This window comes from Mesorhizobium sp. KACC 23794 (genome assembly GCF_052180275.1).
Taxonomy (GTDB): Bacteria; Pseudomonadota; Alphaproteobacteria; order Rhizobiales; family Rhizobiaceae; genus Kumtagia.
Genome location: NZ_CP197465.1, coordinates 6,973,290 through 6,986,980 on the forward strand (window position 1 = coordinate 6,973,290; position 13,691 = coordinate 6,986,980).

The following is a 13,691-nucleotide window of genomic DNA, read 5'->3' on the forward strand; positions in this document are numbered from 1 at the left end:
CTCAGGCTTTTCCCGTCATGCGCTGGCGTCGCACCTGGAGGCGCTCCCATCCGACAGCAGTGTTGGTTTCGACGTGTCTGCGAAGAGCCTTGATGTCCACGCCGAGAGCCTTCACCGCCTCGCCTCTTTCCGGCGGCAGGTAGATCTCGTCGGGACGTGTCTCGATCGCTTTTACGATGGCTTCCGCAACATCCGCCGCGGTCATGGGCACGCCGGCGAAGGCCAGTGCGAGCGCATCGTCTCTTGCCTCCTTTTCCAGCATCGGCGTTTCCGTGGCACCCGGGTAGACCAGCGTGAAGGCAACCGGGCTCTCCCGCTCTTCGATGGAGAGCGCGACGTGGAAAGCGCGCAGTGCGTGCTTCGCCGCGGCATAACTCGCAAGGCCCGGATATGGCAGAAAGGCGACCATGCTCGCGACCGTGACAAGGTGGCCGCACCCCTGCGCCTTGAGACGGGGCAATGCGCTCATCATGCCGTTGATCGCGCCGAGGCAGTTGGTCTGAATGGTCTGGCTGTGCGCAGACAGCGAAAGGTCCCGCGCCCAGCCCGTGTGGACGATGGCCGCGTTATTGACCAGCACGTCCAGCCGTTTCTCTCGTCTCCAGACTTCGTCGAGCGCTATCTGCCAGTTCCCTTCGGACGTGATGTCGAGTTCCAGCGCCCAGGCGCCGGGTCCAAATCGCGCCGCGGTTTCCTCGGCTCGCACCAAATCGATATCGGCGATCACCACGCGATGTCCCGCCGCTAGTGCGAGTTCCGCAACGGCCGCGCCGATGCCGCTCGCCGCCCCGGTGATCATCACCACCATGCCTGCATTCATTTCAAAGTTCCTTTGCTGCAAGCCATCGGGCTCAGAAATAGGTGCGTATCGAGCCGGTGACCCGGTATCCGTCGTCCACCAGGTGCATCACGCGCCACTTGTCGAAGGTGAGGCACGGATGGGAGATGCCGAACCCAAGCATGTCCCCCGTGCGCAGCGGCGAATCCACCGGAACGCGCAAATGGCAGTGCTGGTCGTTGAGACGTACCACCTCATGCCCTGCAGGCACGGCCTGCGGTTCGGCATGCAATCCGGGCCGAAACCATTTCAGCGCAAGAGGAGGATCGTCGTGGGAAGCATCCCGTTTGCCGAACGCCACGATCGCCTTTTCGCGCTCGGGCCGCGACTGGACATAGGCCCAAACCTCGAGCGCCGCCTGTAGGCCACCCGTCGCGGCAAGCGCTGGATCGCGTCTGGCGAGAGCGGCCCGAGCCCGCACATACATATACGAATCGTGGGTGATGTAGCAGCCGGAACGGATAAGCACACGCTTGGGGCGCGTCAGCCGGGTTTCGGCAAGTCGATTTGCGACGATGTCGTAATAGGCGGAACCGCCGGCGGAAAGCAGAACTTCGTCCGATCCGAAAAGTCCTTCGGTATCCGCGCCTTCCGCTACAGATACCATGCCGTCGAGCAGGGCGTTGACCTGGGCGACGACCTCCGGCGCACCGTCATTGTAGAGAAGGCCCTCGAACCCTTCTATGCCCGCGAGGCAAAGCGCGTCTGCTTCGGCGGCCACCGCCCGCGCGGCCGTCAGAGCAGCCTCGGCGGTTCGACAGCCGGTGCGCCCCCCGTGATAGCCGAGTTCGACCAGCACGTTCAGCCGCCTTCCAGACCCGCACTCGCGCACCGAGGCGGCAAGCGCCGCCGCATTGTCGATGTCGTCGATGAGGCAAAAGAATTCCACTTCCGGCGAGGTCTTCAGGGCGCCAAGGACGTCGCGGATGTTGCGACGCCCTATCAGTTGATTGGCCATGAAAATCCGGCGGTATCCGAAAGCGCAGGCCACCGCGAAGTGCTGTGGCGTGGAAACCGTGATGGCCCATGCGCCGTCCGCAATCTGCAGATCAAAAAGGGCGGGTGCCATGCTCGTTTTGCCGTGGGGAGCTATATCGGCGTCGGCCCCTTCCAGGAAACCCCGCATCCAGCCACTATTGTTGCGTAGCGCGCTTTCGCGCAGAATCGCAGCGGGCAGGGGAAGATCTTCCGCAAGCAGGTTCCACCGCTGCGCCGCGACGTCTTTCAACGCTATGGGCTCGGCAAGCGTCGGCACGCCCTTGTCGAGGCTGGTCAGTGGCGCTTCCCATGCACGAGGCGAGTGCAGGGCTTGGTCATCGGACATGCTCATGAACACCTCAGATCGGCTCGGGGTCGAGAAAGCGGCGCAGGACGTTTTCGGTGATCCTTGCGACGTTGTTGTCGTAGCCGTTGTGCGACAGCGAACAGCACCAGGCGATCGATCCGACCGCAAACACGGCCCCGCCGCGCGCCGTCGGCGTCAATACGATGTCGGCCCGTGAAATCGTGCTCTCTTCGCCGGAAAAGCCGCGATGAAGCGCCGGCAATTCCTCAGGAGCGGGGATGCCGCCGGCGCCGGTCCGGTCGGCCGTCGCGAGAATCATGGCGGCGGGCGCGGTTCCGAGGTCGTGATCGGCACGGTCGATCTCGAGCCCGGCAGCCCCGCCCATCCGCAGACCGAAGTCGCCGATCGTCTCTTCAGGGCCTATACCCTCCATGACGAAGGCGGCGCGCGGATGATCGCTGTCCGGCAGCCTTCGGTAGGACGCCGAACGGTCGAAGACCTGAGCCGAGAAACCTACGCCTGCCAACCTTTGCGGCGCGCGCCCGGCGGTACGCCACAGACCGCTCGGCTCTCCGGTGAAGGAGAGGCAGTCCTCGCCCGCCTCGGCTTCCCAACTGCGAAGGCCGGTCGTGCCGCGCCGCAGTTCTATGACGCCGCTACGCTGCGGGTGGAAGGCGATCCGCCAATAGAATCCGTTGCCACCCATGTACATGTGACGGCCGCCGCCGTTCTGGTAAGCCTGCAGCGCGTCGAGCATCTCCCTCGACGTATATTCCGGGTGCGTCATCGTCATCGCGACCCGGTACGGCGACAGCAATCCGGCGCCTTCGCGGTGCAGATCCTCGTCCGTCACCACGTCATAGGAAATCCCCATTTCCTCCAGCCAGTCGAGGAGATGGGTGTCATTGACGTAGTTGAAAGTATAGGCGCTGGGCCTGCCGTTGAGGATCGGCCGGGCCGAGGACGAGTAGCAGACGCCGCTGTAGTCGTTGCGGGTATCGTAAAGCGATGGGCCGAACTCGCGATGGGCATGAGCATAGAGATCGTCGGGCGAGAATACCATCAATCCATCGGCCATGACCTCGAAATGGGTCTGGTCGATCCGGGAATGGTTGTTCGCGTAGGCGAGATATGTTGCAGTCGGCGCGATCACCACGACATCGGCCGTCTTTTGCCCGCGCTTCGGCCGTACGAAGAAGATGATGTGACTTTCCGTTTGCAGCCCATCATGATCGGCGGACAGTTCGAGCGTATAGAAGCCCGACCTCATTCCTTCGGGAACCGTCCACGCTGTCGCGGCCGGCCAGCCCGCATCATCGATATCGTCTTCGTGGAAATGGATCGCGCCGTACTGGGTGGGGATGTCGGTCCAGCCGCCACGCAGGCCGGTCCAGTTCGCACCGGTTGCCGCACGCATCGGCAGACGATGGGCGCGGCCGTGCAAAGCGTTTGACGAGAGATCGTCAAGCCGATCGCCCGGTATGTCGCGACCGAAATCCCAAGCACCGATCAGATCGGGATCGGACGCCGGCGGCGTCAGGTTCTCGACCAAGGCGCGCATCGCCCCACACCCGAGCGCGCGACCATAGAGACGCGGACGGTCGATTTTGCCGTTGTAGTGATGGCAGGTGCGCGAAACAAGAGACGACGCCCCCGACATTTCTGCAGCAAAACTCAAGGGAATGCCGTGCGGCCAGCCTGGCCGGAAACCGGCGTAACACTCGGCGTCCACGCGCTGTTCCCGACCTCCGTCGCAGCAGAGACCTTCGGCATGAAGGGACAAGATGCCATCCCGAGAGGAATAGGACGCCATAACGAAAATCCATTCGCGGATCAGGATGGGCGTCTCCGCGATCGCGAGCGCGCTACGACCGCCACCGCCGATTTCGAAAGCAAGACGCCCATCCGTGGCGATGAATAGCCGCCACCCTTCGCCCGTGCCCGCGTTCCGGCGCGCGACGATCACCTGTTCGGCATCGTTCAGAAGCGTCGGATAGACCCAGGCGCCGATGCTGAAATCGCCGGGGATATCGAGGCAAGGCCGATCCGGGATCTCTCCCCAGCTTCCGTTGTGCACCGGATGGAACGAGAGGGGCAGCTCGCCGTCGATGGGCGTGGGTATATGATAGAGTTTCATGCCGCCCGTGCGGGCGTCCGGATCGGCATAGCGCACACGCACGACGCGCGCTGATGCATGATCCAGCACATCGCTGGACAAATGGAAGGACACCGTCTCACCCGGCGCCACGCTCCACGGAGCGGCATAGCCAACGACCTTCGTCGAGTCTTTCATCCTTGGTTATCCAGTTCGTTGGGCAGGGCCTGTCCGGTCAGGGCTTGCCAGCGGATCTTGAACACGTGCCACTCGGCGTCATTGATCGACGTGAACGACTTTTCCGGAAACGTCCGGATTTCCCCTCCCCGCTTCTCAGGCAGCAGCGCGAGTATCCACAATCGACCGGGTTCCAGAGGAACGATGCACCAGCGACCGCCGGCGCCCGACCAGCGCATCCGATGCACGATCTTCTGCAAATCGGGACTGTGCGGTCCCTTCGGGGCATCGCGAAACTCGCGTGCAAGATCGAGGCGGGTGCCGTCGATCTGGAATTGAGCCGTATCCGGGTCGGTTCTGAGCATAACGCTTTTCCAAAGGCCCGGCCCGGAGCAATCCTCCGGGCCGGAAAGTGTTTCACACCGTTCAGTCGCGGTCGACGTTCCAGAACACGGGCATCGTGTCTAGGACCCCTTCCAGATCGGACTTGAAGGCAGTGGGAAAGTAAAAGAGACCGAGCGGGATAAACGGCACTTCCTTCAACGCGACCTCCTGGATCTTGCGGCCGATCTCGGCCTGCTCCTCGACGCTTGCCGCACTTAGCCAGGCGGTGCGCAGGTCTTCGATCTCGGGGATGTTCGGCCACCCGTCGAAAGCAGTCGCGCCCGCACGCAGATAGGTGTGGGCGGCAGTGTTCATCGCGCCCGCACCGGCGGAGAAATTGCCGAAAGCGTGATAGCCGCCAGACGCCGGATCGCCCTTGTTCTTCATCCGGCTCGCCATGGTAGCCCAGTCCTGAACCTGAAGATCGACCGTCATACCGATCTTGCGCATCATGTCCGCGGCCACTTCGCCGAAGGCGTTGATGACCGGATAGTCGGCGGTCGACAACAGAACGATCGTCTCGCCCTTGTAGCCGGCGTCGATCAGTTCCTGCTTCAGCGCCTCGTAGTTCTTCGTCTCGATGAAGCTTTCCAGCCCGTCGGTGCTGGCCAGCGCGGATTTCGGATTGAAGATTCCCTGAGGCACAGACCAGAGCGCTTCGTTTTCGCCTACCGCTGCTAGCATGTAGTCGCGCTGGTTGACGGCCTTGAGAACGACCTCGCGAATCTTCGCGTTGTCGAAGGGCGGCTGGAGAAAGTTCAGTCTCAGAAGGCCGAGATTGCCCGTCGTGTCCTTGACGGCCACCGTGACATCGGCGCCCTCGAAGATCGGGATCAGGTCAGCCGTCGGCTGCTCCCACCAGTCGACTTCACCGCCCTGCAGCGCGGCCGCTGCGGTCGCAGGATCTGGGATCGTGTGCCACTCGATGCGATCGAAATTCGCAATCTTGCCGCCGGCCAGATTGTCGGCGGGCTCGCTGCGCGGCGCGTATTCCGCGAACTTTTTGTAGACGTTCAGCGAACCGGGGATGCGTTCCGACATGACGTACCGGTAGGGCCCGGAGCCGATGATCTCCTCCAGCGGGGTGTTCGCGTCGGTCGCGGCAAGGCGCTCGGGCATGATGCCGGTGGAATACGAAGCCGTCTTACCCAGCAGGTCGGGCAGCAGGGGGAACGGCCGCGACAGCTTGAAGGTGACGGTCCGGTCGTCCGGCGCGGCCAACTCTTCCAGTGCGGGCGCTAGAGCCTGGCCGAATCCGTCCTTCTGCATCCACCGCTTGAGGCTGGCTACGACGTCGGCGCCGCGCACCGCACTTCCGTCATGGAACATCAAGCCTTCGCGCAAGGTGAGCGTCCAGAGCAGGCCGTCATCGGACACCTGGCCCGTTTCGACCATCTGTGGTTGCGGCACATTGTTCGAATCGACGCCGTAGAGCGTGTCGAACACCATCAGCGCATGGTTGCGTGTTACATACGCAGGCGTGCCATGAGGGTCGATCATCGCGAGATCGGCCTGTGGCACGAATTTGAGGACCTTCTTGTCTTGCGCAAGAGCACGTCCCGGCAAGCCGAAAGCAAGCGCAACCGCGACGGCGGCGGAGCCCTTGATCAAATCTCTGCGTTCCACCACGATAATTCTCCCATTGTTCTTGCCCTTCAGGCGTTGAGGTTTTGGCTATGTAGAAGATGGCAGGCTGCCATCTGTTTTCCGCCCAGCGATAGCAGGGCGGGGGTTTCCGTTCCGCAGCGCGCCTCCGCCAGCGGACATCTCGTTCGGAAGGTGCAACCCGAAGGCGGTGAAAGCGGTGACGGCAACTCGCCCTTCAGCAGCAGGCGCTCCCGCCGCATATGCGCATCCACAACGGGCACGGCCGAGAGCAGCGCCCGCGTATATGGATGCTTGGGTGTTTCGAAAAGCTCGGCGCGTGTGCCGATCTCCACGATACGGCCGAGATACATGACCGCGACCCGGTCGGTGATGTGATCGACGATTGCAAGGTCATGGCTGATGAACAGCAGGGACAGGCCGAGTTCATGGCGCAGCTCCCCCAGCAGATTCACGATCTGCGCCTTCACCGAAACGTCAAGGGCCGACACCGCCTCGTCGCAGATGATGAGTTCCGGCTCCGGTGCAAGCGCGCGCGCTATGCCAATGCGCTGCCGCTGCCCGCCGGAGAACTCGTGGGGAAAGCGGTCGCCGGAATCGCGGGGAAGCCGAACCAGGTCGATCAGGCGGTTAACCCTGGCTTCGAGTTCGCCGGAAGTCCGCGCCATTCCGAAATTGCGCAACGGTTCGGCGATGATGTCGCGGACCCTCATGCGCGGGTTGAGACTTGAATAGGGGTCCTGGAATATGACCTGGATTTTACGATGCCAGTGGCCGCCGACCTTCGCCTCGGGGCTTCCTATTGCCACGCCGTTGAGCAGAACCTGGCCAGCGGTGACGGAATGCAAGCCGGCTATGGCTCTTCCTACGGTCGACTTGCCGCAGCCCGATTCACCCACCAAAGACAGGGTTTCACCACGGGCGATGTCGAAGCTGACATCGACAACGGCTTTCAGCCAGCGTTGCGCACCGCCAAACCAGTTATTGCCAAGGTCGTAGTGCTTGGAAAGATTTTGGACGCTGAGGAGAGGAACGCCAATCACGCGCGGCCTCCATGCGGTTCTGCGAGGTGGCAAGCGGCGACATGTCCGGGCGCCTTGAGTTCCAAGGCCGGCGCGTATTGGCGGCAGAATTCTGTCGCAGCGGGGCAGCGGTTGGCGAACGAACAGCCGTCCAGCGGCTTTCGCAGATCGGGAACCAGACCGGGTATTTCCGCCAGCCGGCCTCGCTCGGCGCGGCCGAGACGCGGTACCGCCGCCAGAAGCCCCCTCGTATAAGGGTGCCGCGGATTGGCGAGCAACGTATCCGTTGCTGCTTCCTCGATCTTGCGGCCAGCATACATCACTGCGACCCGGTTAGTCGATTCCGCGACCACGCCGAGATCGTGAGTGATGAGAATGATGGCTGTGCCGTGCTCTCGCTGTATGTCGCGCAGCAATTCCAGGATCTGGGCCTGGATGGTCACGTCGAGTGCCGTGGTTGGTTCGTCGGCGATCAGAATCCTTGGCTTGCAGGCCAGTGCAAGCGCTATCATTACACGCTGGCGCATCCCGCCGGAAAGCTGGTGGGGATACTCGTTCATGCGGCGCGGTGCGTCGGGGATGCCGACCAAATCGAGCATTTCAAGCGCGCGACGGGCAAGTTCCGCGCGCGAGATATTCTGGTGAAGGGCAATCGTCTCGGACACCTGGGCTCCTACCGTCAGCACCGGATTGAGGCTCGTCATCGGCTCCTGGAAGATCATGCCGATCTCGTTGCCGCGAACCGCCTGCATCTCGGCTTCCGACAGGCCGAGCAGGTCGCGCCCGTCCAAGGTGACACGGCCGGCGCTTTTGGCCGCACCCGACGGCAGCAGCCGCATTATCGACATGGACGTGACCGACTTGCCGCAACCGGATTCTCCGACGATTGCAAGCGTTTCCCCCGCATCGACAGAGAACGAGACCCCCTGTACCGCGCGATTGATGCCCTTAGGCGTGCGGAAATGCGTCTGAAGATCCGTGACTTCGAGCAGGGCCATGTCAGATATCCTTGATCAGCCGGCTGTCCAGCGCGTCGCGCAGGCCGTCGCCGACGACATTGACCGCGAGGACTGTCATGGACAGGAACGCTGCCGGAATAAGAACAATCAAGGGTTTGACCTGCCAAAGCGCCCGGCCTTCGGCCATGATGTTGCCCCAGGACGGGACCGAAGCCGGGGTGCCCGCTCCGATGAACGAAAGCGTAGCCTCGATGATCATGGCTGATGCGCAGATGTAGGTGGCCTGCACGATGATCGGCGCCAACGCATTGGGAAGGATATGCCGATGGATGATCTGCGAAGCATTCGATCCCGACACGATGCCTGCTTCGACATATGCCTGTTCGCGCAAGGTCAGCACGACCGAGCGGACGAGGCGCGCGACGCGGGGAACCTCCGCCACGGTGATTGCGATGATGACGTTGAGCACCGACGGGCGGGTGAGCGCCACGAGCGCGATCGCAAGGAGGATCGAGGGAATCGACATCACCGCATCCATCAGCCGCATGATGATACCGTCCGCCACCCGGACATAGCCGGACACCATCCCGAGGATCGCGCCGATGACTGTGGCCAGCGCGGCGACGCAGAAGCCGACGGTGAGCGAAACACGCGTGCCGTAGAGCACCCGCGACCATAGATCCCGCCCCAACGCGTCCGTCCCGAAAAAATGCACCCACGATGGCGGGCGCGTGCGCATGCCGGGATTGATCGCCAGCGGGTCGGTGGTGCCCAGCCAGGGGGCGCAGATGGCGATGAACAAGAGGACGAAAAGGCATACGAGGCCGATCGTCACCGAAAGATGACGAAGCGCGAGGCCGGTCAATCCCGGACGGGGACGGCGCTCCTCCAGGATTTCTGGCAGTGGCGCCGCGACGGGGGGAACGAAGGCGCGGGCGGACGTCAATAGCGTATCCTCGGATCGAAGAGCGGGTAGAGAAGATCGATCAGAAGATTGATCAGCATGTAGGAAAACGAGAACAACAGCACGACGCCCTGGATCACGGGGTAGTCCCGCCGTAGGATCGCGTCGGCGGTGAGGCGTCCGATACCCGGCAGCGCGAACACGGTTTCGGTGACGACCGCACCGCCGATCAGCAGCCCGACACCCAGTCCCACGATCGTGATGATGGGCACGGCTGCGTTCTTCAGCGCGTGCCGGAAGAGGACAATCCGAGAGTTGGCGCCTTTTGCGCGCGCCGTGCGTATGTAGTCCTGCTGCAGGATTTCCACCAGAGCGGCGCGGCCGATGCGGGATATCAACGCCACATATCCCGTTCCGAGCGCGAACGCCGGCAACACGAGACTGCGCAACCAGGGACCGACACCTTCGGAGAGCGGTTTGTACCCCTGAATCGGCAACCAACGAAGCTCGATCGAAAAAATGTAGATGACGCAGTAGGCGAACACGAAGATCGGAACCGAAAACCCTGCGACGCCGAGCAGCATAACAGCCCTGTCGATGAGCGAGTTCTGCTTCCATGCCGCCAGCACCGCCAGCGGCACCGCAGCCAGCACCGACCAGAGGAGCGTCAGTACGGTCAGCGACAATGTGGGTTCGATCCGCTGGGCGATGAGATCGACGACCGGAACGTTGCTGACCAGCGACCGACCCAGGTCGCCGTTCAAAAGATTCCAACCCCAGGTGCCGAACTGAACCAGAAACGGTTGGTCGAGACCCATGCGGATACGGACCTGCTCGATCTGCTCAGGCGTCGCCTGGTCGCCCGCAAAGACGACGGCCGGATCGCCGGGCGACAGGTGAAGCAGGCTGAACACGAGCAGCGCCACGAGGAGCATGACCGGAATCGTCATCAGGATGCGTCTGGCGGCGAGCTTGATCACAAATGCCCTCTAAAAAGTATATAGTATATACGATACATAATTTAGTCGGATGGCAACCCTTTTTTTAAGTGGGAATCCGTTGAACGGCTTCGCACGGGCGCGGAGGTGCCGGCTTCCTTTCGCCGAAGCCATTCCAGAAGCTGATGGGAACCGTCCCGAAGGTCATTGACGAGGGCGTCGCCGGCCTCCTGTGCATTGCGGCGGCGCAATGCATCGATGAGCTGATTGTGCGGATGGGGAGTGATGCGTGAGTTGAGGATCGCGGGATACTGATTGGCGACAAAGGGTCCGGTCACAAGCCAAAAATTCTCAAGCACCGCCCTGAGAGTTTCATTGCCCGATGCACGATAGATGCAGAAATGAAAGGACTGGTTGGCTGCCAGCGCCTCCGTCCAGTCCTGGGCGTCCTCGCACTCCGCGTAGCGGCGATGCAGGCCGGCCAATTCGTCGATCTCGTCCTGGGATATGCGCGACGCGGCCAATTCGGCGGCGAGCCGCTCCAGAGGCGCGCGCACTTCGCGCACTTCCACGTAGTGCTGGATGTCGAGCGCGGGGACCCTGGGCTGGTGGCCGGGGCGCAGCTCGAGCGCATGTTCCCGAACAAGCTGGAAAATCGCCTCGCGCACCGGAGTGGGAGATGTCCCGAACTCCTCGGCAAGGCCGCTTATGCTCAGGCGTGTGCCAGGAAGAAAGCGGCCAGCCATGATTCCCAGACGTAGATGGTCGTAAACCTGCTGAGAAAGGCTGTTTCGCTGGGGCATCATGGTTGATCCCGTCCATGCGCCAGTTCCGTCCTTGTCAGCGGCGAAATCAGTTTCATGCGTCCTCCACGCAACTGACGATCATCTCGATCTCCACGGTAATTCGAGACGGCAGACTGCCCGCTCCGATTGCAGAACGCGCATGGCGCCCCCGGTCCGCGCCGAAAATATCCAAGAGCAGATCGGAGCAGCCGTTGATGACGGACGGATGGTCCGCGAAATCGGGCACTGCGTTGACGAAGCCGAGAACCTTGATGATCCCGCCGATGCGATCGATCGACCCGAGCGTTGCGTCCGCAGCGGCAAGCAGATTGAGCGTGACGCGCCGTGCGTGCTCGTAAGCTTCCTCGACGCCTATTTCCCCACCCACTTTGCCATGCGGCAGGGATACATTGCTTCCGCCCGGCCCCTGCCCCGACAGATACAGCAGATCGCCATGGCGCCTGGCCATTGTGAAATTGCCGGCGGGCTTTCGCAGCGGCGGCAGGACAAGTCCGAGCTCGGCTAGTCGCGCGGCAGGCGACGCCGTCATACCGCAGCCTCGACGCCGGATCGGAAGCGCCCCACCGCATGGCGGGCCGACGCCGCCATCAAACCCGCATCGCTGCCCACGGTTACAAACCGGAAGCCCTCGTCCGCCATGCGGGCCGCATAATCCGCAGAAAGACAATGGATGCCGGCGAAAAGGCCCCGATCCGTGGCGGCTTTCACGATGCGGCGGTAGATCGCGATGATTTCGGGAGCATCGTTGTCGAAGGCTGGCGGCAAGCCCATCGAAAGAGCCAGGTCGCTCGGCCCGACGTAGACACCGCTTACGCCGGGCACATCCAGGATCGCCTCGACCGCGTCGACGGCCTCCACGGTCTCGATCATGGGAATAGCCAGAACCTCGTCATTGGCGAAGCTCTGATATGTCGCATCAGGCTCTGCATATGCCGCAGCCCGGTCGGGGCCGTTCGAGCGATTCCCCCGGGGGGCATAATAACAAGCGGCGACGAACCGTGCCGCCTCCTCGGGAGTGTTGATCATCGGACAGATGACGCCCCAGGCACCCGCATCCAGAACCTTTCCCACCATCCCGCTTTCGTTCGAGGCAACCCGGGCAAGCAGCGGGATTCCGGCGCTCGACGCGCCTTGGAAACAATGGACGAGCGAGGCGTAGTCCTGCACCCCGTGTTGCATGTCCACTGTGAGGCTATCCCAACCGCAGCGGGCCATTACCTCCGCACCGTAGGAGTTGGACATCGAAAGCCAGCCATTGACACATGCCGGGCCCGCCGAAAGGCTGCTTCGCAGAGCATTTCGCATCCGTTTCTCCATTTGTTGTGCAGTTTCTATATACGATATACGATAGTTTCGCTGCAAGCCGAATTGTTGATGCGTTACCGACTGCCGGATTTGAGGAACCCCATGCTGCCCGACGCCCTGGAACTCGAGGACTGCGCCGAAACCGAAACCCGATTGGGAGAAGGGCCTGTATGGGACGGTGTTCGCGAGGTGCTTTGGTTCGTCGACATTCTGGACCAGACCGTCTTGAGCTGGGACCCCGCGGCTGCGCATCTGCGCCGATACCCGATGCCCGATCTCGTTACATCGATCGGTTTGACATCGGATGAGCGACTGCTCGTCTCGTTGCGCAAGACGGTATGCTTCTTCACCCCTGCCACGGGCGTGTTCGAACATCTGGCTACGCCGGAAGGCGAGGACGTGCCAAACCGGCTGAATGACGGAAAGGTGGGTCCGGATGGAGCGTTCTGGGTCGGGTCCATGCACGCGACCCGCCCGACAAGGCCCACGGGCGCTCTTTTCAGGATATCGCCGGATGGCGATTGCCGGAGGGTGATTGCCGATATCCACGTCTCGAACGGATTGGCCTGGAGCCCGGACAACCGCACCATGTATCACGCCGATTCGAGGGCAACGTTTATAAAAGCGTGGGATTTCGATCCCTGCACAGGAAACATTGCCAATGGGCGCATTTTGGCCACCCCGACGCTTGAGGAGGGCTTGCCCGACGGGGCGGCAGTCGACACCGACGGCAATTACTGGAGCGCGGGCGTCACCGCCGGGTGCATCCATATCTTCGATCCTGAGGGCCGCCGCCTGCGGACACTTGCTGCGCCGATGGAGGCGCCGACGATGCCCTGTTTCGGTGGGGCCGACGGGCGAACGCTTTTCATCACCGGGCTGACCCGCGAGGGCGACGGCAGAACCGCCCGCGGGCGATTGATGTCCTGTCGCGTGAACGCCAGCGGTGTACCGGTCGCGCGGTTCGGCTGCCCTCTCTGACAGCAGATCATGCGCGGCATGATTGCCCGCTCTCGTTCCCGAACGCACGGATTTTCTGCACATGCAGACGTCTGTCGGGGAAGCAGGCAAGGTTTTCATTACGGACTTCGCCAAGCCTGGTTAGCAGGGAAACACTGAAACCAGTGCGGCCATCCGTGTTTTTCTGCCGCGGGATGCTGTGACAAGGGGCTGCCGAGGTCGCCCGATCCACGGCCAGGCAATAGAGGCACCGTCAGCGCTCGATGAGGCCGTGCTTACTCATCAGTCGAGAACCAAGCCAGCGATGTCGTCGCTATTGTCGTCGGCCATCAGCGCGTGGCTGTTGCCGGCGATTCCACGGGCTGGAAGGTCGATCCAGCTGACATCACAATCAGCAGCCACCAACGCGTCGC

13 protein-coding genes are annotated in these 13,691 nt (G+C 62.4%); 1 reads left to right on the top strand and 12 read right to left on the bottom strand.

The window, feature by feature from the left end:
* Position 1: 1 nt before the first annotated feature.
* The 12 genes from ACSBOB_RS33665 to ACSBOB_RS33720 all read right to left on the bottom strand — a co-directional run bounded on the left by ACSBOB_RS33665 (position 2) and on the right by ACSBOB_RS33720 (position 12,318).
* The gene (locus tag ACSBOB_RS33665) at positions 2 to 820 is read right to left on the bottom strand and encodes an SDR family oxidoreductase (protein ID WP_442580336.1); all 819 of its coding nucleotides are present in this window, start codon (positions 818 to 820) and stop codon (positions 2 to 4) included.
* 31 nt (positions 821 to 851) lie between these two features.
* Complete coding sequence (locus ACSBOB_RS33670) at positions 852 to 2,168, bottom strand: alanine racemase (RefSeq protein WP_442583922.1); 1,317 nt, start codon at positions 2,166 to 2,168, stop codon at positions 852 to 854.
* A 7-nt stretch (positions 2,169 to 2,175) separates the two neighbouring features.
* Positions 2,176 to 4,416, bottom strand: a complete 2,241-nt coding sequence (locus ACSBOB_RS33675) for a N,N-dimethylformamidase beta subunit family domain-containing protein (protein ID WP_442580337.1) — start codon at positions 4,414 to 4,416, stop codon at positions 2,176 to 2,178.
* The gene (locus tag ACSBOB_RS33680) at positions 4,413 to 4,760 is read right to left on the bottom strand and encodes a hypothetical protein (protein WP_442580338.1); all 348 of its coding nucleotides are present in this window, start codon (positions 4,758 to 4,760) and stop codon (positions 4,413 to 4,415) included. The genes ACSBOB_RS33675 and ACSBOB_RS33680 overlap by 4 nt, the downstream gene beginning before the upstream one ends.
* A 61-nt stretch (positions 4,761 to 4,821) precedes the next feature.
* Positions 4,822 to 6,408: an ABC transporter substrate-binding protein gene (locus ACSBOB_RS33685; protein WP_442580339.1), complete on the bottom strand. Its 1,587-nt coding sequence runs from the start codon at positions 6,406 to 6,408 to the stop codon at positions 4,822 to 4,824.
* 26 nt (positions 6,409 to 6,434) lie between these two features.
* A complete protein-coding gene (locus tag ACSBOB_RS33690) occupies positions 6,435 to 7,424 on the bottom strand; it encodes an ABC transporter ATP-binding protein (protein WP_442583923.1) in 990 nt (329 codons plus the stop codon).
* On the bottom strand, positions 7,424 to 8,404 hold the full coding sequence (locus ACSBOB_RS33695) for an ABC transporter ATP-binding protein (protein WP_442580340.1): 981 nt from the start codon (positions 8,402 to 8,404) through the stop codon (positions 7,424 to 7,426). Before ACSBOB_RS33695 ends, ACSBOB_RS33690 begins: the two co-directional genes overlap by 1 nt.
* A gap of 1 nt (position 8,405) precedes the next feature.
* Positions 8,406 to 9,311, bottom strand: coding sequence for an ABC transporter permease (locus ACSBOB_RS33700; RefSeq protein WP_442580341.1), 906 nt, complete (start codon positions 9,309 to 9,311; stop codon positions 8,406 to 8,408).
* Positions 9,308 to 10,249, bottom strand: coding sequence for an ABC transporter permease (locus ACSBOB_RS33705; RefSeq protein ID WP_442580342.1), 942 nt, complete (start codon positions 10,247 to 10,249; stop codon positions 9,308 to 9,310). Before ACSBOB_RS33705 ends, ACSBOB_RS33700 begins: the two co-directional genes overlap by 4 nt.
* Positions 10,250 to 10,290: 41 nt before the next feature.
* Entirely contained in the window at positions 10,291 to 11,013 is a 723-nt protein-coding gene (locus ACSBOB_RS33710) for a GntR family transcriptional regulator (protein ID WP_442580343.1), read from the bottom strand.
* Positions 11,014 to 11,065: 52 nt separating this feature from the next.
* Entirely contained in the window at positions 11,066 to 11,542 is a 477-nt protein-coding gene (locus tag ACSBOB_RS33715) for a RidA family protein (RefSeq protein WP_442580344.1), read from the bottom strand.
* Positions 11,539 to 12,318, bottom strand: coding sequence for an HpcH/HpaI aldolase family protein (locus tag ACSBOB_RS33720; protein ID WP_442580345.1), 780 nt, complete (start codon positions 12,316 to 12,318; stop codon positions 11,539 to 11,541). Before ACSBOB_RS33720 ends, ACSBOB_RS33715 begins: the two co-directional genes overlap by 4 nt.
* Positions 12,319 to 12,420: 102 nt before the next feature.
* Here ACSBOB_RS33720 and ACSBOB_RS33725 point away from each other — a divergent pair, with 102 nt between their 5' ends.
* Positions 12,421 to 13,299, top strand: a complete 879-nt coding sequence (locus ACSBOB_RS33725) for an SMP-30/gluconolactonase/LRE family protein (protein WP_442580346.1) — start codon at positions 12,421 to 12,423, stop codon at positions 13,297 to 13,299.
* Positions 13,300 to 13,691 lie beyond the last annotated feature (392 nt).

Excerpts from the sequence above, each read along its gene's own strand:
- ACSBOB_RS33670 (WP_442583922.1), bottom strand. The coding sequence starts at position 2,168 with ATGAGCATGTCCGATGACCAAGCCCTGCACTCGCCTCGTGCATGGGAA.
- ACSBOB_RS33715 (WP_442580344.1), bottom strand. The coding sequence starts at position 11,542 with ATGACGGCGTCGCCTGCCGCGCGACTAGCCGAGCTCGGACTTGTCCTG.
- ACSBOB_RS33680 (WP_442580338.1), bottom strand. The coding sequence starts at position 4,760 with ATGCTCAGAACCGACCCGGATACGGCTCAATTCCAGATCGACGGCACC.
- ACSBOB_RS33665 (WP_442580336.1), bottom strand. The coding sequence starts at position 820 with ATGAATGCAGGCATGGTGGTGATGATCACCGGGGCGGCGAGCGGCATC.
- ACSBOB_RS33710 (WP_442580343.1), bottom strand. The coding sequence starts at position 11,013 with ATGATGCCCCAGCGAAACAGCCTTTCTCAGCAGGTTTACGACCATCTA.
- ACSBOB_RS33720 (WP_442580345.1), bottom strand. The coding sequence starts at position 12,318 with ATGCGAAATGCTCTGCGAAGCAGCCTTTCGGCGGGCCCGGCATGTGTC.
- ACSBOB_RS33725 (WP_442580346.1), top strand. The coding sequence starts at position 12,421 with ATGCTGCCCGACGCCCTGGAACTCGAGGACTGCGCCGAAACCGAAACC.
- ACSBOB_RS33695 (WP_442580340.1), bottom strand. The coding sequence starts at position 8,404 with ATGGCCCTGCTCGAAGTCACGGATCTTCAGACGCATTTCCGCACGCCT.
- ACSBOB_RS33675 (WP_442580337.1), bottom strand. The coding sequence starts at position 4,416 with ATGAAAGACTCGACGAAGGTCGTTGGCTATGCCGCTCCGTGGAGCGTG.